Origin of the sequence: Bradyrhizobium ganzhouense (genome assembly GCF_049949285.1) — a bacterium.
Taxonomy (GTDB): domain Bacteria; phylum Pseudomonadota; class Alphaproteobacteria; order Rhizobiales; family Xanthobacteraceae; genus Bradyrhizobium; species Bradyrhizobium ganzhouense.
On record NZ_CP181318.1, the window covers coordinates 2,510,596 to 2,531,150 of the forward strand.

18 protein-coding genes are annotated in these 20,555 nt (G+C 64.5%); 10 read left to right on the forward strand and 8 right to left on the reverse strand.

The genetic code is table 11. From position 1 onward, the window contains the following. Positions 1 to 61 precede the first annotated feature (61 nt). The gene (locus tag ACLFLU_RS11540) at positions 62 to 682 is read left to right on the forward strand and encodes a glutathione S-transferase family protein (protein ID WP_426412309.1); all 621 of its coding nucleotides are present in this window, start codon (positions 62 to 64) and stop codon (positions 680 to 682) included. Between the two features lie 41 nt (positions 683 to 723). Here the strand turns inward: ACLFLU_RS11540 and ACLFLU_RS11545 are convergent, their stop codons facing one another. Both ACLFLU_RS11545 and ACLFLU_RS11550 read right to left on the reverse strand, forming a co-directional pair. After that, positions 724 to 1,422: an FkbM family methyltransferase gene (locus ACLFLU_RS11545; protein ID WP_426412310.1), complete on the reverse strand. Its 699-nt coding sequence runs from the start codon at positions 1,420 to 1,422 to the stop codon at positions 724 to 726. A gap of 91 nt (positions 1,423 to 1,513) precedes the next feature. After that, positions 1,514 to 2,428, reverse strand: coding sequence for a LysR family transcriptional regulator (locus ACLFLU_RS11550; RefSeq protein WP_426412311.1), 915 nt, complete (start codon positions 2,426 to 2,428; stop codon positions 1,514 to 1,516). A 91-nt stretch (positions 2,429 to 2,519) separates the two neighbouring features. On the opposite strand from ACLFLU_RS11550, the gene ACLFLU_RS11555 reads away from it, so the two are divergent. Together ACLFLU_RS11555 and ACLFLU_RS11560 are read left to right on the forward strand one after the other, a co-directional pair. Further along, entirely contained in the window at positions 2,520 to 2,951 is a 432-nt protein-coding gene (locus ACLFLU_RS11555; RefSeq protein ID WP_426412312.1) for a nuclear transport factor 2 family protein, read from the forward strand. 275 nt (positions 2,952 to 3,226) lie between these two features. After that, on the forward strand, positions 3,227 to 5,236 hold the full coding sequence (locus ACLFLU_RS11560) for a methyl-accepting chemotaxis protein (RefSeq protein ID WP_426412313.1): 2,010 nt from the start codon (positions 3,227 to 3,229) through the stop codon (positions 5,234 to 5,236). 51 nt (positions 5,237 to 5,287) lie between these two features. Here ACLFLU_RS11560 and ACLFLU_RS11565 read toward each other — a convergent pair whose 3' ends face one another. Beyond that, positions 5,288 to 5,968 carry a glutathione S-transferase family protein gene (locus tag ACLFLU_RS11565; RefSeq protein ID WP_426412314.1) on the reverse strand — a complete coding sequence of 227 codons (681 nt, stop codon included), beginning with the start codon at positions 5,966 to 5,968 and terminating at the stop codon, positions 5,288 to 5,290. A 336-nt stretch (positions 5,969 to 6,304) separates the two neighbouring features. Beyond that, the gene (locus tag ACLFLU_RS11570; protein WP_426412315.1) at positions 6,305 to 7,435 is read right to left on the reverse strand and encodes a site-specific DNA-methyltransferase; all 1,131 of its coding nucleotides are present in this window, start codon (positions 7,433 to 7,435) and stop codon (positions 6,305 to 6,307) included. Between the two features lie 415 nt (positions 7,436 to 7,850). Here ACLFLU_RS11570 and ypfJ point away from each other — a divergent pair, with 415 nt between their 5' ends. Both ypfJ and moaB read left to right on the forward strand, forming a co-directional pair. After that, complete coding sequence (ypfJ, locus tag ACLFLU_RS11575) at positions 7,851 to 8,798, forward strand: KPN_02809 family neutral zinc metallopeptidase (RefSeq protein ID WP_426412316.1); 948 nt, start codon at positions 7,851 to 7,853, stop codon at positions 8,796 to 8,798. A gap of 155 nt (positions 8,799 to 8,953) precedes the next feature. Then, positions 8,954 to 9,517, forward strand: a complete 564-nt coding sequence (moaB, locus tag ACLFLU_RS11580) for a molybdenum cofactor biosynthesis protein B (protein ID WP_426412317.1) — start codon at positions 8,954 to 8,956, stop codon at positions 9,515 to 9,517. A gap of 200 nt (positions 9,518 to 9,717) precedes the next feature. Here moaB and ACLFLU_RS11585 read toward each other — a convergent pair whose 3' ends face one another. Together ACLFLU_RS11585 and ACLFLU_RS11590 are read right to left on the reverse strand one after the other, a co-directional pair. Beyond that, positions 9,718 to 10,647, reverse strand: a complete 930-nt coding sequence (locus ACLFLU_RS11585; RefSeq protein ID WP_426412318.1) for a bifunctional helix-turn-helix transcriptional regulator/GNAT family N-acetyltransferase — start codon at positions 10,645 to 10,647, stop codon at positions 9,718 to 9,720. A gap of 62 nt (positions 10,648 to 10,709) precedes the next feature. Beyond that, complete coding sequence (locus ACLFLU_RS11590; RefSeq protein ID WP_426412319.1) at positions 10,710 to 11,285, reverse strand: glycosyl transferase; 576 nt, start codon at positions 11,283 to 11,285, stop codon at positions 10,710 to 10,712. Between the two features lie 303 nt (positions 11,286 to 11,588). On the opposite strand from ACLFLU_RS11590, the gene ACLFLU_RS11595 reads away from it, so the two are divergent. Continuing rightward, the gene (locus tag ACLFLU_RS11595; protein ID WP_426412320.1) at positions 11,589 to 12,428 is read left to right on the forward strand and encodes an RMD1 family protein; all 840 of its coding nucleotides are present in this window, start codon (positions 11,589 to 11,591) and stop codon (positions 12,426 to 12,428) included. Positions 12,429 to 12,593: 165 nt separating this feature from the next. On the opposite strand, the gene ACLFLU_RS11600 is transcribed toward ACLFLU_RS11595, so the two are convergent. Both ACLFLU_RS11600 and ACLFLU_RS11605 read right to left on the reverse strand, forming a co-directional pair. Beyond that, positions 12,594 to 13,793 (reverse strand): acetate/propionate family kinase, encoded by a 1,200-nt coding sequence (locus ACLFLU_RS11600; RefSeq protein ID WP_426412321.1) that lies wholly within the window; start codon positions 13,791 to 13,793, stop codon positions 12,594 to 12,596. Positions 13,794 to 13,797: 4 nt separating this feature from the next. Then, positions 13,798 to 16,185, reverse strand: coding sequence for a phosphoketolase family protein (locus tag ACLFLU_RS11605; RefSeq protein ID WP_426413968.1), 2,388 nt, complete (start codon positions 16,183 to 16,185; stop codon positions 13,798 to 13,800). Positions 16,186 to 16,395: 210 nt separating this feature from the next. Between ACLFLU_RS11605 and ACLFLU_RS11610 the strand changes: the two genes are divergently transcribed. The 4 genes from ACLFLU_RS11610 (at position 16,396) to ACLFLU_RS11625 (ending at position 20,516) form a co-directional block, all read left to right on the forward strand. Continuing rightward, positions 16,396 to 17,559 (forward strand): PA0069 family radical SAM protein, encoded by a 1,164-nt coding sequence (locus ACLFLU_RS11610; protein WP_426412322.1) that lies wholly within the window; start codon positions 16,396 to 16,398, stop codon positions 17,557 to 17,559. Positions 17,560 to 17,583: 24 nt separating this feature from the next. Then, positions 17,584 to 18,039 carry a VOC family protein gene (locus tag ACLFLU_RS11615; RefSeq protein WP_426412323.1) on the forward strand — a complete coding sequence of 152 codons (456 nt, stop codon included), beginning with the start codon at positions 17,584 to 17,586 and terminating at the stop codon, positions 18,037 to 18,039. A 77-nt stretch (positions 18,040 to 18,116) separates the two neighbouring features. Then, positions 18,117 to 18,908, forward strand: a complete 792-nt coding sequence (locus tag ACLFLU_RS11620; RefSeq protein ID WP_426412324.1) for a ribonuclease HII — start codon at positions 18,117 to 18,119, stop codon at positions 18,906 to 18,908. Between the two features lie 99 nt (positions 18,909 to 19,007). After that, positions 19,008 to 20,516, forward strand: a complete 1,509-nt coding sequence (locus ACLFLU_RS11625) for a glycosyltransferase family 39 protein (RefSeq protein ID WP_426412325.1) — start codon at positions 19,008 to 19,010, stop codon at positions 20,514 to 20,516. Positions 20,517 to 20,555: the final 39 nt, after the last annotated feature.

A 20,555-nucleotide genomic window follows, 5' to 3' on the forward strand; every position in this document is an offset into this window, starting at 1 on the left:
GCCGTGCTATAGACCTCGGGGATGACAGCCGTTAATTTCCAATTTTCCCATGAGGTCCGACATGCTCAAGCTCTACTACGCCACCGGCACCTGCGCGCTCGCCACCTACATGACCCTGGAGGAGGCTGGCGCCGACTACACGGCTGAACGGCTGAGCTTCAAGGATAATCAGCAGAACAGCCCGGAATATCTCGCCATTAACCCGAAGGGCCGCGTGCCGGCGCTCGTGACCGATCGTGGCGTCCTCACCGAGACGCCGGCGATGCTGGCCTACATCGCGCAGACCTTCCCCAAGGCGAAGCTCGCGCCGCTCGATGATCCCTTCGACTTTGCGCAAGTGCAGTCGTTCAACTCCTATCTCTGCTCGACCGCGCACATCAACCATGCGCACAAGATGCGCGGCGCGCGCTGGGCGACGCAGGAGAGCTCGTTCGCCGACATGAAGGCGATGGTCCCGAAGACCATGGGCGCCTGCTTCGCCCTGATCGAGCAGAAGATGTTCAAGGGACCCTGGGTGATGGGCGACCAGTTCACGGTCTGCGATCCCTATCTCCACACGCTCTCGCACTGGCTCGAAGGCGACAGCGTCGACATCAATGCCACGCCGAAGATCGCCGATCACTTCAAGCGCATGTCGGACCGCCCGGCCGTGCGCAAGGTGATGGACGCGCAGAAGGCGTGAGGCTTCGCTGGATTGTAGGGCAGCTGACCGGCCTTATGAAGCTAGGTCGGGGTGGCCCATAATTCACGCTCTCCGATCGTCTCGATCCGATAACCATGCTGTTTCAAAATGGCCGGCGCCTGTTCGAAGGCGCCGTCGTGCAGGGCGAGGAAGATCGTGCTCTTGTGCTCGGACAACAGCCGCGCCGCACCCGTGAGAGCCAGCGTCTCCGCGCCCTCGATATCCATCTTGATCAGGTCCGGGGTCGGAAAGTCGTCGAGGCGGACCGTCCTGACCGGCGTTCCGGTGTCTGAAATCTTCCCCATGTAGCCGTATTTGCCGACATCATCGTTGGTACGGAAAAACGTCTCGCCGTCGCGGTCAGTTACGGCCGCTTCGATCACCTCGACATTTTTGACGTCATTGAGATTGAGATGTTTGCGAAGCCTCGCCGCGTTGGCGGCGTTCGCTTCGAACGCAAGGACGCGGCCCTGGGGTCCAACAAGCCTCGAAAGCATCAGGGTGTAATATCCGGCGTGAGCGCCGACATCAAAAACCGTCATGCCCGGTTTCACGCGGGCGGCGATCGCTCTGGCATGATCGCTTTCATATGTTCCGAGCCAGCAACTCTGGTTGCCGGCCCCGACGACCCATTTCAGGCCTCGGTTCGGCCCTGTGAGCACCCGCATGACGGACGATGGCGAAACCAGCTTGAACGGAAGACGGATCAACCATCCAAGTGGTTGGTGCGGGTCCAGCATGCTCTCGATCCCCTTCGGTTCCTATGGCTGGCTCATTAAAGGCACGGAGGCCCCGTTTCAAGTCGAGCGCCTCGCGACGCCGCTGCGGTGCTCATCGCTTGTGCTTTTCCAACTCCCGCCCCGTCTCCAGCATCAGCCGCCGCAGCCAGATCGATCCGGGGTCCATCTGCGCCCGTGTCGGATAGAACATGAACTGCTCGTCGATCCCGGGATCGAGCGGCGGCGTCACCGTGACGAGCCCGAATTGTTTTGAGAGCGCCGCGATCAGCCGGCGCGGCACGAAGGCGACGAGGTCGGTGCGGGCGGCAACGTGCAGCGCTTCGAGATAGCCTGACACCACCAGCGCAATGTGCCGCTCGATGCCTTTGGTGCGGAGCCAGGTGTCGATCAGATCCTCGCTGTTGCCGCGGATGATCACGCCGACATGGCGGGCGGCGAGGAACGCCTCGCGCCGCTTCAGCTTCGCAGCCATGGGATGGCCGCGCCGCACCGCCAGCGCGTCGCTGTCGGTGTAGAGCAGCTGGCGGTGAAAGCCCTTGAATGCGTTGCCGATCGAGATCACGAGATCGATGGTGCGGGCGAACTCGGCGTGGAAGATCGCCGGGCCCCGCCACGGCACGACGTCGATGCGGACATTGGGCGCAAGGCGCGTCACCTTCTCCATCAAGGGCGGCATCAGCAGCTCGACCGCGAGATCCGGCATCATCAGGCGGAACGACCGCTCGCTGCGCGCCGCGTCGAATTCGTCGGGCACGAACAGCCCGCGCACCTGGTCGAGCGCCTGTGCCAGTGGCGCGCGCAGCGCTTGCGCCCGCGGCGTCAGCTCCATCCGCGCGCCGGTGCGCACCAGCAGCGGGTCACCGAAGATGTCGCGCAGGCGTTGCAGCGCGTGGCTCGTGGCCGGCTGCGACAGGCCGATGCGCATGGCGGCCCGGCTGACATTGGCCTCGCGCAGCAGCGCGTCGAGCGCCGTCAATAGATTGAGGTCGAGCGAATTCAAATTCATGAGGTGAATAGATATCATACCCGCTATCGATTTGAAGAATTCTCATCGCGCCGCGATGATCTCCGTGTTGTCACCACAAGGAGATGCCGCCATGAGCGCGAGCGCCAACAAGAAGCTGATGCAGGATATTTTCGCCGCCGCCGCCAACCCCGATCCGGCGGTGCGCGACCGCGCGCTGTTCGCCGCAAGTCTTGCCGACGACGCCAAATGGATCGTCACCGGCCAGTATTCCTGGTCGCGCACCTTCACGGGGAAAGAGGCGATCCTCAACGACCTGCACGGCTATGTGCGCACCCGCCTGCGCGACCGGACGCGCACGGTTGCCGAGCGCTTCATCGCCGATGGAGACATTGTCGTGGTGGAGGCTAAGGGCGACAACGTCACGCCCGAGGGCGTGCGCTACGACAACGACTATTGCCTCGTCTTCCGCCTGGAGGACGGCAGGATCAAGGAGATCCGTGAGTACTGCGACTCGGTCCTGACCGAGAGGGCACTGGGTCCGTTTCCGCAGGCGACCGCCTAGCAAACGTCCATTCCGGCAGCCCATGCAGTGATCTGCATGCGGCTGCGGGAGCTCCGCCAAAACCTTGCGCAACTGCTGATAAAATCAGCAGATTTTGTGCGTGCCGACGCAGCCGCGCGCGAAAAATCGGAAGGTTCAATTAACGAGTGTCCCTCATTGTGTCGCGGTGCAGCGTGGGTCGCCGAGAGGCGACTCGCGGCTGCCGGGGTGGCCGGTGAACGATCGCCGGAGTTGTCGGCCGCTCGAATTCACATGCTTCTGGGTGGACAGTGGGAATGCCGAAGTTTCGTTTGCGGATCAGGGGGCGCCTGTACGCAGGCTTCATGGCGCTGGTCGTGGTTGGTCTCGTGATGGCGGTGGTGGCCGTCTGGAATTTGCGGTCCGTGCAGGACCAGGTCGCCAAGGCCTCGGCATTTTCGGACAGCACGGCGCGGGTGCTGGAGATCTCGACCCATCTCCAGGCAATCCAGCGGGCCAACCTTCGCTATATCTATGACGCCAATGAACCCGCAATGAGGGAGGCCTCGGAACGGGAGGCGGCTGCGACCGAGCTGCTGAAGGTCGGCGCCAAGGGGACGCTGTCCGAGGAGCGGCGAAATCTCTACAACGGCCTCATCGACGACATCGCCAAGATGAAGACCCTGCGCGACAATCTCGGCGACGCCGTCAACGAGGCGCGGACCGGCAAAGCGACGCTGCTGCCGAGCGGCGACGAGCTGACCGTCAAGATGGGCAAGCTGGTCGATGCGGCGCGCGCATCGGCCGACGAAGACACCGCAGCCCTCGTCGCGGACCTCGAATCCAGGCTGCTTCTGGTTCAGATCGCAAACTGGCGTTTCCTGGCCCTGCGCGACACCAAGGGGCCGGCGAATTTCAGGACGAATGCGGACAGGGCGGCGCAACGGCTCGCCGCGCTCGAGAAGAGCCCGCAGGCGACGGAATTGCGCGCCACCATCATGCCAGTGAAAACCTCGCTCGGAATCTACAAATCCGCGTTCGAGACGACATCCGCCGCGATGCTCCAGGCCGACGAGATCTACCACAAGAACCTCGCGCCCCTCATCGTCGAGAGCATCGGCAAGCTCAAGGTTGCCGAGACCGCCCTGAAGAAGGATTACAAGGACTCGCGCAGCCAGGCCGAAGCCGTGATCGACAGCACGACGTCGGTGCAGGAGATCGTGGGCGGGGTGGCCACCCTGTTCGGATTGATCGTGGCTGTCCTGATCGCCCGCAGCATCGTCGGGCCACTGACCTCGATGACGCGGGCGATGGGGCTGCTCGCCGGCGGCGATCTTGCGGTCGAGATCCCCTCGCGCGGCAAGGCCGACGAGATCGGGGACATGGCCAAGGCGATCCAGGTGTTCAAGGACAACATGATCGACACCGAGCGGATGCGTCACGAGCAGACCGAGATCGAGGCGCGGCAGGCCGAGGACCGCAAGAAGGACATGGTCCGGCTCGCCGACCAGTTCGAGCAGGCGGTTGGCGAAATCGTCGACACCGTGTCGTCGGCATCGAACGAGCTGGAGGCCTCCGCCGGCACGCTGACCGCGACCGCGACGCGCGCCCAGGATCTGTCGACGGAGGTCGCCTCCGCGTCGCAGGAAGCCTCCGCCAACGTGCAGGCCGTCGCGTCCGCCACCGAAGAGCTGTCCTCGTCGGTCTCCGAGATCGCGCGTCAGGTGCAGGAATCCGCCCGCATCGCCAGCGAGGCCGTGGGGCAGGCGACGAAGACCAATGCCCGCGTCAGCGAGCTCTCCAAGGCGGCTGCCCGTATCGGCGACGTGGTCGAGCTGATCAGCACCATCGCCGGCCAGACCAATCTGCTGGCGCTGAATGCCACCATCGAGGCGGCGCGGGCAGGCGAAGCCGGTCGCGGCTTTGCCGTGGTTGCTTCCGAGGTCAAGGCGCTGGCCGAGCAGACAGCGAAAGCCACGGGCGAGATCGCCCAGCAGGTCTCCGGCATCCAGGCCGCGACGGAAGAATCGGTCGGCTCCATCAGGGAGATCAGCGGCACCATCGAGCGGCTGTCGGAAATCTCCTCGACCGTTGCCGCCGCCGTGGAAGAGCAGGGCGCCGCCACGCAGGAAATCTCCCGCAACGTCCAGCAGGCCGCGCACGGCACCCAGCGCGTCTCGACCAATATCGGTGACGTCCAGCGCGGCGCCTCCGACACGGGCTCGGCCTCCTCGCAGGTGCTCTCGGCGGCGCGCTCGCTATCATCAGACAGCAACCGCCTGAAGCAGGAAGTCGCCAAATTCCTGAGCTCGGTCCACGCCGCCTAAAAAGCAAAAGGCCACGCGCATGCGCGTGGCCTTTATTGTGGCAAGGTGTGATCAGGCCACCTTCGTCGTCATGTGCCCGAACATATTGCGGCGGGCCTCGTCGTCCATCTCGGCCTTGAAGGTGAACTTGTCCTTCAGCGCGATCGCGCGGCTAGCCGCCGGCCGCGCCGAGATATCGTCGATCAGCCGCTTCACATTGGGGTAGCGCGCAAAGGCGTCGTCGCCGAGCTTGAACGGCACCATCCGTGCCCAGCCCCACAGCGCCATGTCGACGATCGAATAGCTGTCGCCGACCATGTAGCTGCGGCCTTTGAGGTGGCCGTCGAGAATCTTGTAGTGGCGATCGGTCTCGTACTGGTAGCGGTTGTGGGCGTAGTCGTGGTTCTGGTCCTTCGGCGCGAAATGCTTGAAGTGCACGGCCTGCCCCGAATAGGGCCCGACGCCGGTGGCCACGAACATCAGCCAGGACAGCAATTCGGCGCGGTTGGCGGGAAGGAACTTTCCGGTCTTCTCGGCGAGATAGAGCAGGATGGCGTTTGAGTCGAAAACGATCGTCCCATTGTCGTCGATCGCCGGCACCTTGGCGTTCGGATTGATCTTCAGATAGTCCGGCGCGAACTGCTCGCCCTTGCGGGTGTCGATCTTCATCGGCTCGTAGGCCAGGCCAGCCTCTTCGAGGAACAGCGCGACCTTGGTCGGGTTCGGCGATCCGTTGAAATAGAATTTGAGCATCGAGCGTCTCTCCAGTGTTGGTGGCCACAGCGAACGCGGTTAGTCGTCGAGAGCGGACGCAGCATCATTGCCGCGCGGCGGCTTTTTCATGCCTGAACCCTGTCGGGGGATGCAACAGGCGAGATTGCCGTGCGGTATCTGCGCGCCGCGCAGACCGGCCGGCGTAACAAAGGCCGTTCGCCGTCGTATGGGCGATGGCTGCGCGGACGACCCCACGGTCGTCATTCCGGGGCGCGCGCAGCGCGAGCCCGGAATCCATTGGGCAACATGTTCTGTCGTCCGATGGATTCCGGGTTCTCGCTGCGCGAGCCCCGGAATGACGATGGAGATGGAGGACTATTCCGCCGACATACCCGCGCGAATCTCGGCGCGGAGCTCGTCGATCAGCTTCAGACCCTTCTTGGTCTCGACGTGCCAGAAGGTCCAGCCGTTGCAGGCCTGCGCGCCCTGCGCCACCGCACCCATGCGGTGGATCGAGCCGACCTTGTCGCCGAACATGATGGCGCCGTCGGCACGGACCAGCGCGCCAAGCTTCTTCTTGGCGTCGAACAGTTTTGTGCCGGGCATGATCATGCCGCGCTCGATCAGCTCGGAGAACGCCACGCGAGGTGCTTCGCGCGCGGTCATGAACGGGGCGAGGCTCTCTTCCGGCAGCGGCTCGACCGCGGCGATGCGCGCGGCAGCGGCCTTGGCGTAGGTCTTGTCGCGCTCGAAGCCGATATAGGAGCGGCCGAGGCGCTTGGCGACGGCGCCGGTGGTGCCGGTGCCGTTGAAAGGATCGATCACGAGATCGCCGGGCTTCGACGACGACAGCAGCACGCGCGCGAGCAGGCCTTCCGGCTTCTGCGTCGGATGCACTTTCTTGCCGTCGGCGCCCTTGAGCCGTTCCTCGCCGGTGCAGAGCGGGATCAGCCAGTCGGAACGTGCCTGCACGTCCTCGTTGGCCGCCTTCAGCGCTTCGTAGTTGAAGGTGTAGCCCTTTGCCTTTTCATCGCGCGCGGCCCAGATCATGGTCTCGTGCGCGTTGGTGAAGCGGCGGCCGCGGAAATTCGGCATCGGGTTGGTCTTGCGCCAGACGATGTCGTTCAGGAGCCAGAAGCCGAGGTCCTGCATGATCGCGCCGACACGGAAGATGTTGTGATAGGAGCCGATCACCCAGATCGTCGCCGACGGCTTCATCGCGCGGCGTGCGGCCAGCAGCCAGGCGCGGGTGAAATCGTCATAGGCGGAGAATGAATCGAACTTGTCCCAGTCGTCGTTGACGGCATCGACATGGGATTCGTCGGGGCGCTTGAGATCGCCCTTGAGCTGAAGATTGTAGGGCGGATCTGCGAACACCAGATCGACGCTACCTGCCTGAAGCTTCGACATCTCGGCGACGCAATCACCGAGAATGATGCTGTGCGAAGCGGACTCAAAATTTGTGCGGGGCGCCCTTGCAGACGCCCCGCGACGCGACACTACCATGACTCAAGAACTCTGACTCAGGCGACGCTGTCGGCGACGCGGGACCAAACAACCGACTGACCGTTACAATGAAGCCGCAAAGTAAAAATCGACTTAACCCGCTGCTTTTGTGAGCAGACCCGGCATCGCGCGTTGCGCGCGATGAGCTGCGCGCATTTGCCGTGTTTTACAGTGTGTTTCGCGTTTCTTCGCGTTGCGGGACTGGCTGGAGCTGCAAAAGACACCCGATTTCTCTCGGAAAAAAATGCATGGCCCCCGGAAAAAATTGCTTGCGTCGCACGCTGTCGCACTAGGCAATAATTGCCGAGCGGGATATTGATTAACGCAATGGAAATTTTAGGTAATGTGGCGCGTTGAGGTTTTCGCGTTTCCGCGTGCCCACGCCATGCCATCGCCGACCTGAGGGAAGCCCGCCATGCGCTACGATGATTTCCGCCGCAGCGACGACGTCGAGGATCGTCGCGACGACGGTGGTGGAGGATTTGGCGGCGGTGGAGGCGGCGGCGGGTTCGGCCTGCCGATGGGCGGTGGCGGCCTCGGCATCGGCACCATCATCGTGCTCGGCCTGGTCGGCTATGCCTTTGGCATCGATCCGCGCATCCTGATCGGCGGCGCCGAGATACTCAGCGGTGGCGGCCAGGCGCCGAGCTACCAGAGCGACCGTCCGTCTTCCCAGGCCAAGCGCGGCGCGCCGACCGACGAGATGGGTAGCATGATCTCCGGCATCCTCGGAGAGATCGACGATCGCTGGAGCGAGATCTTCCAGGCCAGCGGCCAGTCCTACACCGGCCCGAAGGTCGTGCTGTTCCGCAACGCCACCAATGGCGGCCGCTGCGGCCGGGCCGAGTCGGCAATGGGTCCGTTCTACTGCCCGCCGGACCGCACCATCTTCCTCGACACCGCGTTCTTCCGCGAGGTCGAGACGCGCTTCCGCGGCTGTTCCGGCCAGTCAGCGTGCAACTTCACCACCGCCTACATCATCGCGCATGAGGCCGGCCATCACATCCAGAACCTGCTCGGCATCATTCCGAAGGTGACGCGACTGCAGCAGCAGGCCGGCAGCAAGGCCGAGGCCAATGCGCTTCAGGTGAAGGTCGAATTGCAGGCCGACTGCCTGTCGGGCGTCTGGGTCAATCGCGAAGCGAAGAAGCGCCCGAACTTCCTCGAATCCGGCGACATCGATGCCGCTCTGACCACGGCGAGCGCGATCGGCGACGATACGCTGCAGCGTCAGGCCACGGGGCGTGTCGTGCCTGATTCCTTCACCCACGGCTCGGCCGCGCAACGCAAGCAGTGGTTCATGACCGGCTATCAGCAGGGCACGCTGCAGGCCTGTAACACGTTCGGCGGCGGCGGGCCGTAGCACAGGTCTCGCGCCCCGGACGCAGCGCAGCGCTCTTGCGATGCGCTGCAGAGCCGGGGCCCACCTTGCCGGTCACTCAAGCCTCCAAATGGGTCCCGGCTCTGCGCAGCAGCGTTTCACGCTGCAGCGCGTCCGGGACACGAGAGGAATGAGCAATGGCCTCCATCGACGAAACCAAACAATTCATTCCGCTCAACATCGCGGTGCTCACCGTTTCCGACACGCGCGCGCTCGCCGATGACAAGTCCGGCCAGACGCTCGTCGACCGTCTCACGGCGGCCGGTCATCACCTCGCCGCGCGCGAGATCGTCACCGATGATGTCGAGGCGATCCGCGCCGTCATCCGCCGCTGGGTTGCCGACGCCGGCGTCGACGTCGTCATCACCACCGGCGGCACGGGCTTCACCGGGCGCGACGTCACGCCGGAGGCGATCGAGCCGCTGTTCGAGAAGCGCATGGACGGCTTCTCCATCGCCTTCCACATGCTGAGCCACGCCAAGATCGGCACATCGACGATCCAGAGCCGCGCCACCGCGGGCGTTGCGGGCGCAACCTACATCTTCTGCCTGCCGGGTTCGCCCGGCGCCTGCCGCGACGGTTGGGACGGTATCCTCGCGGCTCAACTCGACTACCGCACGCGGCCCTGTAATTTCGTCGAGATCATGCCGCGGCTGGATGAGCATTTGCGCAGGCCCAAGGCGCAGGGCGCGACGGTGTGACTCCTTTCTTCCCTTCCCCCCTTGCGGGGGAAGGTGGCGCGAAGCGCCGGATGAGGGGTACCTATCGGCACGCATCAATACCTGCGGAGAGATACCCCTCACCCAAGTGAGTTCGCATCTTCCAGCGGAGATGCCCTCTCCCGCAAGGGGAGAGGGCGCATTCATGCGCATCGCTCCGCAATCTGTACCGCATCGCGCAGCTACAGATCCCGCTCCCACGTCTCCCCGACAAGATCGGCACCAAAACTGTGGTGCTTCTCTTCCTTCACCAGCTTGAACCCTGCGCTCTGATAGATGCCGCGCGCGGCCACCAGAATGCTCTGCGTCCATAGCGTCATGCGGCGATAGCCCCGCTCGCGCGCACCCTGGATGCATTGCTCGACCAGCGCGCGGCCGACACCGAGCCCACGCGCCTTCTTCTCCACCTGCAACAGGCGGAGTTTTGCGATCTCGTCCGTGGCCTTGACCAGAAAGATCGAGCCGACAGGCTCGCCACCGACTTCCGCGATCCAACAGTGCTCGCGCGCGGCGTCGTAATTCCTGATGAACTGTGCGCAGATCTCGGCGACCAGCGCCTCGTAGCTGAAATCCCAGTTGTAGTCCGCAGCATAGGCGGCTGCTTGCTTGGAGATGACCCAGCCCATGTCGCCGATGCGATGGCTGCGCAGCACGACGGAAGCGGGCTGGTCTCGACGTTGCTCCAGCACGGCCTCGATGGTTATCATGGCTTGTGTGAGCCGCGTTGCATCGCCGGCGGAAAGCTGAGCGAGCATGGCGGCAACCTCGTTTTGCGAGCTCAGGCTCAGCTTGGCGAAGGCCTGGCGGCCCTTGGCGGTGAGGCTGAGCTGGTATTGCCTGCGATCTGCCGGCAGGGGCGTTCGCGTGATCAGCCCCTTCTCGTCGAAGTTTTGGACGATGCGGCTGAGATAGCCGGGATCGAGACCGAGCTCGTTTCCGATCTCTTTGGCCGCAAGGTCGTCGCGATGCGCGAGCTCATAGAGCACGCGTGCCTCGCTGAGCGAAAACGGGCTGTTTCCCAGATGCTGGTCGAGCACGCCGAGCTTGCGGGTATAGAAGCGGTTGAAGGCGCGAACCGCCGCGATCTGGTCGTCGGTACCGTCGATTGGCATGGGACACCTCAATAATTGCCATTGTCAAATAATTATTTGACTTTGGCAAGTATCAGGTGGCCTCACGCGACCATGACGATCCGGCTGCGGAGCATCGTCCGGGAGGAGCGGCCGAGCCGCCTGAGCAGCCGTGCCTCCGACCGGCGGGCCTGGGGCGGATAGCCGCCGATCCGGTCGTAATGATCACGCGCGATCAAAAGCCCCTGATCGCCGAGGGGGCCGACCAGCTTGCGCGCCACGGACCACAGGACGTCGCGGAAGCCGGTATCGGCGTAAGGCGAGCGGGCATAGCGGAACACGGCCGCACGATCCCGGCCGCTGGCCGCGACGGCCTGGATGAACTGGGTGGTCTCCTCGATCCAGCCGGTGTCCAGCACCGCGCCGGCGGGGAGAAACATCAGCCAGGGCGAACGCGCCTGGAGCGCGCCGGCGGCCAGCGCTGCGCCTTGCGAAGATCCCTCGCAGCCGATGAAGCGGCAGCCGGCGACGTCGGCAACGCGCTCGATGACGCCGTTGCCTGTGCCGTCGACCAGCAGAACTTCCTTGATGATGCCGGCCGCGGCACCGGGGACCAGCGCGGCCAGCGTTGCGACCGCGGTCTGCTCGACGCCTTCGGTCGGAATGATGACGCTCAGCATGATTGAGACTTCGATGTCCGCAATTCGGGAGAAGCGTAGCTCGTTATGATGTTGTCATAAACACGCTGCGGTGCCGAGTGCAACTTTTCGGCGGTGCGTCGGCGTGCGATGGTAAACCGGCGGGCGCCCATCGCAGCCGAATATGTCGTGGTCAGGGTGCTCATCTTGCCGAAAGTTTCGGCGAATTTGGGTGTCATGAGCTTCAAACGGGGCGTTTCTCCGCCGATATCTTTGGGGTGACGGCGCTGTTCCCGTCCGATGGGAAAACGGGCAACCGCCGTTGCGCAGAACGAGATGTGTCCAATGAACGTCGATCAGCTTCCCATTGCCGCGACGCCTGTTTCGCCGAAACCGGACGCTGCGCCGACCTTGCGGATCCGCGCCGTGATGCTGGGCGAGCGCATCAATCCGTCGGGGCTCGAGATCGGTCCAGCGGTCTCCTCCACGCCCGCTGCCTTTCGCGTCCACGCCGGCCTCGTCGTGATCTTTCGTTATGGTGTTGTGGTGTTGATCGGCCTTCTTCCGTCTGAGGAGAAGGTGCTGCTCGACAGCCTGAAGTCCCGCGTGACGGGTGAGCTCAGCCCTCATGAAGAGGAGACGGCCCAGGCACAGCTCTGCAAGGATGAAAACGCCGAGGCGATCCAGCCCGGCGGACCGATCAACCTCTCCAAATTTTCCGACGAACGGCTGCTGCTGATCGCGGACGCACTCGCCAAGAGCACGTCGCTGGCGCGCGACGAGCGGCGCGTCGCTGCGGTCTTCGACGTCATCGAGCCCTTTGCGCGCGAGCTCGCCGAGAAAGGCAGGACGTCGCGGCGGCGCAGGGGCATCCTGCAACTCATCGGCAACGCGCTGCTGGTCCAGCAGCGCGTCGCCGGCCGCGTTGCGGTTGCCGAGAAGCCCGATGCGCTCTGGGAAAAGCCGCAGCTCGACCGGCTCTATGCGCGTCTCGAAGACGAGTACGAGCTGAAGGAGCGCCTCGACACGCTCGAGCGCAAGCTTACGGTCGTCGCGGAGACAGCCGATGCGCTGACCGACATCATCGACACCCAGCGCTCGCTGCGCCTCGAGATCGCGGTGGTGGTGCTGATCGTGATCGAGGTCGTGATTGGCTGCATCCAGATTTTTGCCGGCATTCACTGAGCGCTGAGCTGTTGTTGTGCCCTATTTCTCCGCGAGACCAGTATCGTAGGGTGAGCCAAGGCGGATTTGCGCCGTGCCCACCACCTATCGATCCTAAAACAGAATTGGTGGGCACGCTTCCGCCTTCGCTCTTCGAGCTACGACGGACAAGTCGCTTTGCCCACCCTATGATACTGTCTCCGGAGTTCGCAGCACCGCGGCGCAATGCAACGCGATCGTCAGCTCCTCGTTGGTCGGAATCACGAACACATCGACCGCACTGTCGCCGGCATTGATGCGCTCGCGCGCGGCATCATTTGCGGCAGAATCGATGCGTACGCCGAGCCAGGCGAGCCGCTCGCCGATCGCGCCTCGGATCTCCTTGGCATGCTCGCCGATGCCGCCGGTGAAGACGAGACAGTCCAGTCCGCCCAGCGTGTTCGCCATCACCACGATCTCCTGCGCCGCGCGGAAGGTGAAGAGATCCACGGCCTCCCGCGCCGAAGCCTCACCGCTCGCGAGCAGCGTGCGCATGTCCGCCGAGACGCCGGAAACGCCGAGCAGGCCTGACTCGTGATAAAGCAGGTGCTGCAAATCCTCGACGGTCATTTTCTCGTGCTGCAGCAGGTAGAGCAGCACGCCGGGATCGATGGTGCCGCAGCGCGTACCCATCACGAGACCATCGAGCGGCGTCAGTCCCATCGTGGTGTCGACGCTGCGGCCATCGCGCAATGCGCAGAGGCTCGCGCCATTGCCGAGATGGGCGATGACGGTTCTTTTGGCGGCAAGCTCCGGTGCAATGTGGGCGAGACGATCCGAGACATATTCGAACGACAGTCCGTGAAAGCCGTAACGCCGCAGGCCCTGCGCCTCGTAGCGTCTCGGAACGGCGAAGCGGCTCGCTGGCGGCGAAAGGCCGTGATGGAAGGCGGTGTCGAAACACGCGACCTGAGTCAGTGAGGGACGGAGCGCCGTGATGGCGCGGACCGGTGCCAGGCAACGGGGTTGATGCAACGGCGCTAGGGGTGTGAGTGCCTCCAGCCTCGCATAGACGTCGTCCGTCAGTTCGACCGGGCCTGAATAATCGGGACCGCCGTGCACGATGCGATGGCCTGCGGCGCGCAAGCGCCCTTGGCCAAAGTGGTCCTCGATGAAGCCGAGCACGTCGGCGAACAGATGACCGTCGTCCGCGTCCGACGTCTCCCTCCGCTGCTCGAACAGCGTTTCGCCCGACGGGCTCTTGGCCACCAGCCTTGGCTTCGCCTCGTGCTCGTCGAGCAGGCCCTTGCAGAGCAGGATAGGTTCGGCCGCCGATATCTCGAACAGGCCGAACTTGATGCTCGACGAGCCGGCATTGAGGACGAGGACTGCGTCGGAGGCCGTCATGCGGTCAGCCCGCCTTGCCGGGCCAGACCCAGTCGCGGATCACCGGCATATCCTCGCCATGCTCGCGCACGTAACGCGAATGCTCGATCAGCGCGTCGCGGAACTGCTGCTTCACATGTGCGGCCTTGGTTGCGAGCCCCGGCACGCGCTCGATTGCCTCGATCGCGAGGTGATAGCGGTCGAGTTCGTTGAGCACGACCATGTCGAACGGCGTCGTCGTGGTGCCTTCCTCGGCAAAGCCACGCACATGCATTCCGGCATGGTTGGTGCGGTTATAGGTGAGACGGTGGATGAGGTAAGGATAGCCATGATAGGCGAAGATCACCGGCTTGTCGCGCGTGAACAGGCCGTCGAAGTCGCGATCGCTCAGGCCATGCGGATGCTGCTCCTTCGGTTGCAGTGTCATGAGGTCGACAACGTTGACGACGCGGATCTTGATATCCGGCAGCGCCTTGCGCAGCAGATCGACAGCGGCGAGCGTTTCCAGCGTCGGGACGTCGCCGGCGCAGGCCATCACGACGTCGGGCTCGCCATCGGTCTCCTCGTTGCCGGCCCAGGTCCAGATGCCGATGCCGGCATCGCAATGCGTCGCCGCGTCCTGCATCGACAACCATTGCGGCGCCGGCTGCTTGCCGGCGACGATGACGTTGATGCGATCATAGGTTCGCAGACAGTGATCGGCGATCCACAGCAGCGTGTTGGTGTCCGGCGGGAAATAAATGCGGACGATATCGGCCTTCTTGTTGGCGACGAGGTCGACGAAGCCGGGGTCCTGATGGCTGAAGCCGTTATGGTCCTGCCGCCAGACATGCGAGGTCAGCAAATAGTTCAACGAGGCGATCGGTCGTCGCCATGGCAGGTGCCGCGTCACCTTCAGCCATTTGGCGTGCTGGTTGAACATGGAATCCACGATGTGGATGAAGGCCTCGTAGCACGAGAAGAAGCCGTGTCGTCCGGTGAGCAGGTAACCTTCGAGCCAGCCCTGGCAGAGATGCTCGCTCAAGACCTCCATCACGCGGCCGTCTTGCGCGAGATGCACGTCGTAGGATTCGATCGGCTCCATCCACACCCGTTCGGTGGCCTCGAACACTGCGTCGAGACGGTTTGATGCGGTCTCGTCCGGGCCCATAAGGCGAAAATTGCGCTCTTGCGCGTTGAGGCGGATGACATCGCGCAGGAATTTTCCGAGTTCGCGCGTTGCTTCTCCGGTGACGCCTCCGGGTCGCGGCACCTCGACGGCGAAGCTGCGGAATTCGGGCAGCTTCAGCTCTTTCTTCAACAGCCCGCCATTGGCGTGCGGGTTGGCGCCCATGCGCCTGTTACCTTCGGGCGCGATCGCCCTTAGCTCCGGAATCAGCGCACCGTTCGCGTCGAACAATTTGTCCGGCTCGTAGCTGCGCATCCAGTCCTCAAGAATCTTCAGATGCGCGGGGTTCTCGCGGCAGCTCGCGACCGGAACCTGATGCGCGCGCCAAAATCCTTCGACTTTCTTGCCGTCGACTTCCTTCGGGCCGGTCCAGCCCTTCGGGCTGCGCAGCACGATCATCGGCCAGCGCGGCCGCTCGACGCTTTTGCGTCCGTCGCGGGCGTGCTGCTGGATCGAGCGGATGCTGGCGAACGCAACATCGAGCGCATCGGCCATCGCCCGGTGCATCAATTTGGGATCGTCGCCCTCGACGAACAGCGGCTCGTGGCCGAACCCGCGAAAGAGATCGCGGATCTCGCTGTCCGGCATCCGGCCGAGCACGGTCGGATTGGCGATCTTGTAGCCGTTGAGATGCAGGATCGGCAGCACCGCGCCGTCATGGGCGGGGTTGAGGAACTTGTTGGAGTGCCAGGACGCCGCGAGCGGACCGGTCTCGGCCTCGCCATCGCCGACGACGCACGCGACGATCAGATCGGGATTGTCGAATGCCGCGCCATAGGCGTGCACCAGCGCATAGCCGAGCTCGCCGCCTTCGTGGATCGAGCCCGGCGTTTCCGGCGCCGCATGGCTCGGGATGCCGCCGGGGAAGGAGAACTGCCTGAACAGCTTGCGCAATCCGTCCGCATCGCACGGGATGTCTGGATAGATCTCGCTGTAGCTGCCTTCCAGATAGGTGTTGGCGACCATGCCCGGGCCGCCATGGCCGGGACCGCAGACATAGAGCACGCTGAGATCCTGCGCGCAAATGACGCGGTTGAGGTGGGCGTAGATGAAGTTCAGCCCCGGCGTCGTGCCCCAATGGCCGAGCAGACGCGGCTTGATGTGCTCGGGCCGCAACGGCTCGCGCAGCAGCGGATTGTCGAGGAGATAAATCTGCCCGACGGAGAGATAGTTCGCGGCGCGCCAGTAGCGATCAAGGAGATCGAGGTCGCTGCTCGGAGCAGCCGATTGTTGTTGATTTGTCATATTCATGCCGACCTTCACCCGGGATCGTCATCAACCGAGTTCCGGCGAGATCGATCCTTCAGCCGCATCAAGCGGGATCGGGTTCACGGGGTGTTGCGGGAGGTCAAAGGTCAGCGCGCGAAGTTTGGGCAGCTCTACTGTGCATGGGGTTGTTTTCGCGTTTTTCATTCTTGTTCTTGATTTGTTCCGTTTGCGTGCTATCTTGGCTTCATGAGTCCAGCTTCTTCTTCTGCTCTCAAGCACCCGCCGGTCACGGCGCCCTCCGAGCCGGCGGGTGCGCCTTCTGATTTCCCCGAGCTTGGCGTCGCCATCGACCGCGTGCGCAGGCGAGGGCGTGGCGCACAGTCCAACGCCAGCGGCCGCTTTGAGGCCGAGGCGCGGGTTGCCTTCGACGACGGCTGGCAGAGCCTGGAAGAGCTGCCGCCGTTCAAGACCAGTGTTGCAGTGGACACCTCGCGCAAGGTGATCACCCGCAACGACTCCCCCGACATCGGCTTCGATCGCTCGATCAATCCCTATCGTGGCTGCGAGCACGGTTGCGTCTATTGCTTCGCGCGGCCGACGCACGCCTATCTCGGCCTGTCGCCGGGGCTCGACTTCGAGTCGAAATTGTTCGTCAAGCCCGAGGCGCCTTCACTGCTCGAGAAGGAGCTTGCCGCGCCCGGCTACGAACCGCGGATGATCGCGATCGGCACCAACACCGATCCCTACCAGCCGATCGAGCGCGAGCGCAAAATCATGCGCGGCATTCTCGAGGTGCTGGAGCGCGCCGGCCATCCCGTCGGCATCGTCACCAAGTCCGCGCTTGTCGTGCGCGATATCGACATTCTCGCGCGCATGGCCAAGCGCAATCTCGCCAAGGTCGCGATCTCGGTGACGTCGCTCGACCCAAAACTCGCGCGCACCATGGAGCCGCGCGCCTCGACGCCGCCGAAGCGGCTGGAGGCGCTGAAGCAGCTCTCGGACGCCGGCATTCCGACCACCGTGATGGTCGCGCCCGTGATCCCCGCGCTGAACGATTCCGAGATTGAGCGCATTCTCGATGCGGCTGCCCATGCCGGCGTGAAGGAAGCCTCCTACGTGCTGCTGCGGCTGCCGCTCGAGGTCCGCGATCTCTTCCGCGAATGGCTGATGGCCAATTATCCGGACCGCTATCGGCACGTCTTCACGCTCATCCGCGACATGCGCGGCGGCCGCGACTACGATGCCAAATGGGGCGAGCGGATGAAGGGCACCGGGCCTATGGCCTGGACCATCGGCCGCCGCTTCGAGATCGCCTGCGACCGGCTCGGGCTCAACAAGCGCCGCGCGAAGCTGACCACGGATCATTTTGCCCGGCCGAAACAGAACGGCGAGCAGCTCAGCCTGTTCTAGGGCGCGGAGCGTACGAGATGAGTGATGAGTAGGGAATTGTCGGCTCCAGTACCACGGCTCACGGTGATCACGCTTGGCGTCAGCGACATCCGCGCCAGCATCGCCTTCTACGACGCGCTCGGTTTTTCGCGCCGGCTGAAGGCGACGGGCGAGGCCGTTGCGTTCTTCGACACCGGCGGCCCGGTGCTCGGCCTGTTTCCCTGGGATCAACTCGCAGCCGACGCCAAGCTGCCCGACAGTCCGAGGCCCACAACCTTCCGCGGCGTCACACTCGCTTGGAACTGCGCGACGCGCGAGGAGGTCGACACGGTGCTCGCGTTTGCGCTCGGCAAGGGCGCAACGCTGCTGAAGGCTGCGCACGAGACGGATTACGGCGGCTATTCGGGCTATTTTGCCGATCCCGATGGCCATCCCTGGGAGGTCGTCGTCGCGCCTGGCATCGAGGTCGGCGACGACCGGCGGGTGCATCTGGCGGACTGATCCGGCCTGCCTGAATAACGGGAATTCGCCGGGGTTCCCGGTTGCGCGAGAGCTGCTGCTTGCGCACGATCCCAGCCATGATTCGGGACAAGTCCGCCAAGACACCAGCCAACGACGCGTCAAAGAAGGACGCTGCCAAGAAGGCCACGCCCGCGAAGGCAAGCTTCCGTCGCGAGCGCGTGCTAATCAAGCGCGGCATCTGGCCGATCGCAGGCTGCGACGAGGCCGGCCGCGGACCGCTCGCCGGCCCCGTGGTGGCGGCCGCGGTGATTCTCGATCCCGACCGCATCCCGCGCGGCATCGACGATTCCAAGCGGCTGACGGCGGAGGAGCGCGAAAAACTGTTCGACAAGATCTGCGCGACTGCGCAGGTCTCGGTCGCCGTCGCCTCGCCCGCGCGGATCGACCGCGACAACATCCTGCGCGCCTCGCTCTGGGCGCTGAAGCGCGCGGTGGTCGCGTTGCCCGAGGCGCCGAAGCACGTCTTCGTCGACGGCCGCGACCGGCTCGATACCGCATGCCACTGCGAGGCCGTGATCGGCGGCGACGGCATCGTGCTGTCGATCGCGGCGGCCTCCATCGTCGCCAAGGTGACGCGCGACCGGCTGATGTGCGCGCTGGCGCAGGACTGCCCAGGCTACGGTTTTGAGCAGCACAAGGGCTACGGCGTGCCTGACCATCTCGACGCGCTCAATCGCCTCGGCCCCACCGTCCATCACCGCAGCTTCTTCGCCCCCGTCGCCGCCGCCCGCGCCAAGCACATGCCCTGGACCGTCGAGCCGGTGCGGGACCTGTTCGAGGTCAGCGAGGTCGAGGTGGAGGTGGAGGTAGAGACCACAGTTGAAATCGATGCTTCGGCAGGCCTCTAGCGCAGACTGTCGTTGCCACGACGCGTAGTGCCCTTTATCAAAACAGATGTGAGCGAATAGGGCCGGCTGGACGGGTTGGCTGCATCTTGCGGGCGTTGCATGCGGTTTACCTCTCTGGTCATCGAGCTCATTCGCGCCCGGCCGCGCCTGATCGTCTGGATTGCCGTGCTCTCGCAGGCTGCGATGTGGCTGCTGGTGGCGCTCTTGTTCTATCGCAGCCCGCCCGGCAGCCTTGCGACCCTGCTGGCCTTCGGCCGCGAGTACCAGGTCGGCACTGATCTTGGCCCGCCGCTGTCGGTCTGGCTTGCCGACATCGCCTATCGCGCCGCCGGCGGCCACATGTTCGGTGTCTATGTGCTGGCCGAGCTCTGCGAGATCGCGACCTTCATCACGCTCTATCACCTGGCGCGCGCCGTGGTCGGCACGCAGCAAGCGGTGCTCGCCGTGCTTCTGACCATGACGGTGCTGGCCTTCTCCTCGTCCGCGCTCGACTTCGGCCCCCTGGTGCTGGCGCGGCCGCTCTGGGCGCTGTTGCTGCTGCATTCCTGGCAGATCATCGGCCAGCGCCGCGGCAATGCCTGGTTCGCGTGGTCGATCGAGGCCGGCCTGCTGCTCCTGACCACGCCGGCCGCGATCTTCCTGCTCTCATTGCTCGTCATCTTCGCGCTCGCGACCGCCGGCGGCCGCCGGACGTTGCGCGCGCTCGATCCGCTGTTCGCGCTTGTCGTCGTCGCTGTGCTGGCGTTGCCCTATGTCGTCTGGCTGATGCGCGCCGAGACCCTTGTGCTGCTGCCCCTGCCGCAAATTGCCGACCTCGGTGCCCGCGCGATCCACGGCGCCTGGCTGCTCGGAGGGCTCGTGCTCGGTGCGGTGGCAGTCCCGGTGCTGACCTTCCTCAACACGCCCCTGTTTGCCGGCAAGAGCGAGGAGGCGCCGATCATCTACCGGCCGCCGGTCGAGCCGCTCGCGCGCAACTTCGTCTATTTCTTCGCGCTGGCCCCGTTGATTGGCGCGGTCCTGATCTCCGGCCTGTTCGGGTTAGATACCGTCGTCGGTGGCGCCGGCGTGGTGCTGGTCATGTCCGGCCTCGCCGTGGTCGTGGTGGCCGGCGATCTCATCGCGATGCGCCGCGCCCGCATGCTGCGCACGGTGTGGCTAGCGGCCATCGTGGCGCCCGCCGCCGGCGTCGTGCTGGCCGTGCTGTTCCTGCCCTGGAGCGGCACCGGCGAGATCGCGACATCGATGCCGGCGCGTGCGATCTCGGACTTCTTCGATGACAGCTTTGCCCGCCGCACCAACCATCGCCTGCGCGCGGTCGCAGGTGAAACCGAGCTTGCGAGCCTGATCGCGCTGCACTCCGGCCGGCCGCATCTGTTCATCGACGCCGCACCCGCGCGGACACCGTGGATGTCACAGGCAAAATTCAGCGAGACCGGCGGCGTCGTGGTCTGGCGCGCCGCAGATACCGCCGGCACCCCGCCGCCCGAAATCCTCGCGCGCTTTCCCGGCATCGTGCCGGAAGTGCCGCGCGCCTTCGAGTGGCTGGTGACCGGACGCCAGCAACTCCTGCGCATCGGCTGGGCCATCGTGCGACCGAAGGGGACGTAGCCGTTCGCGTAGCTCTCCCCGTCGTCATTGCGAGGAGCC

Bases quoted from the DNA above. Each gene is read 5' to 3' on its own strand.
- ACLFLU_RS11540 (WP_426412309.1), top strand. From the start codon at position 62: ATGCTCAAGCTCTACTACGCCACCGGCACCTGCGCGCTCGCCACCTAC.
- ACLFLU_RS11545 (WP_426412310.1), bottom strand. From the start codon at position 1,422: ATGCTGGACCCGCACCAACCACTTGGATGGTTGATCCGTCTTCCGTTC.
- ACLFLU_RS11550 (WP_426412311.1), bottom strand. From the start codon at position 2,428: ATGAATTTGAATTCGCTCGACCTCAATCTATTGACGGCGCTCGACGCG.
- ACLFLU_RS11555 (WP_426412312.1), top strand. From the start codon at position 2,520: ATGAGCGCGAGCGCCAACAAGAAGCTGATGCAGGATATTTTCGCCGCC.
- ACLFLU_RS11560 (WP_426412313.1), top strand. From the start codon at position 3,227: ATGCCGAAGTTTCGTTTGCGGATCAGGGGGCGCCTGTACGCAGGCTTC.
- ACLFLU_RS11565 (WP_426412314.1), bottom strand. From the start codon at position 5,968: ATGCTCAAATTCTATTTCAACGGATCGCCGAACCCGACCAAGGTCGCG.
- ACLFLU_RS11570 (WP_426412315.1), bottom strand. From the start codon at position 7,435: ATGGTAGTGTCGCGTCGCGGGGCGTCTGCAAGGGCGCCCCGCACAAAT.
- ypfJ (WP_426412316.1), top strand. From the start codon at position 7,851: ATGCGCTACGATGATTTCCGCCGCAGCGACGACGTCGAGGATCGTCGC.
- moaB (WP_426412317.1), top strand. From the start codon at position 8,954: ATGGCCTCCATCGACGAAACCAAACAATTCATTCCGCTCAACATCGCG.
- ACLFLU_RS11585 (WP_426412318.1), bottom strand. From the start codon at position 10,647: ATGCCAATCGACGGTACCGACGACCAGATCGCGGCGGTTCGCGCCTTC.
- ACLFLU_RS11590 (WP_426412319.1), bottom strand. From the start codon at position 11,285: ATGCTGAGCGTCATCATTCCGACCGAAGGCGTCGAGCAGACCGCGGTC.
- ACLFLU_RS11595 (WP_426412320.1), top strand. From the start codon at position 11,589: ATGAACGTCGATCAGCTTCCCATTGCCGCGACGCCTGTTTCGCCGAAA.
- ACLFLU_RS11600 (WP_426412321.1), bottom strand. From the start codon at position 13,793: ATGACGGCCTCCGACGCAGTCCTCGTCCTCAATGCCGGCTCGTCGAGC.
- ACLFLU_RS11605 (WP_426413968.1), bottom strand. From the start codon at position 16,185: ATGACAAATCAACAACAATCGGCTGCTCCGAGCAGCGACCTCGATCTC.
- ACLFLU_RS11610 (WP_426412322.1), top strand. From the start codon at position 16,396: ATGAGTCCAGCTTCTTCTTCTGCTCTCAAGCACCCGCCGGTCACGGCG.
- ACLFLU_RS11615 (WP_426412323.1), top strand. From the start codon at position 17,584: ATGAGTAGGGAATTGTCGGCTCCAGTACCACGGCTCACGGTGATCACG.
- ACLFLU_RS11620 (WP_426412324.1), top strand. From the start codon at position 18,117: ATGATTCGGGACAAGTCCGCCAAGACACCAGCCAACGACGCGTCAAAG.
- ACLFLU_RS11625 (WP_426412325.1), top strand. From the start codon at position 19,008: ATGCGGTTTACCTCTCTGGTCATCGAGCTCATTCGCGCCCGGCCGCGC.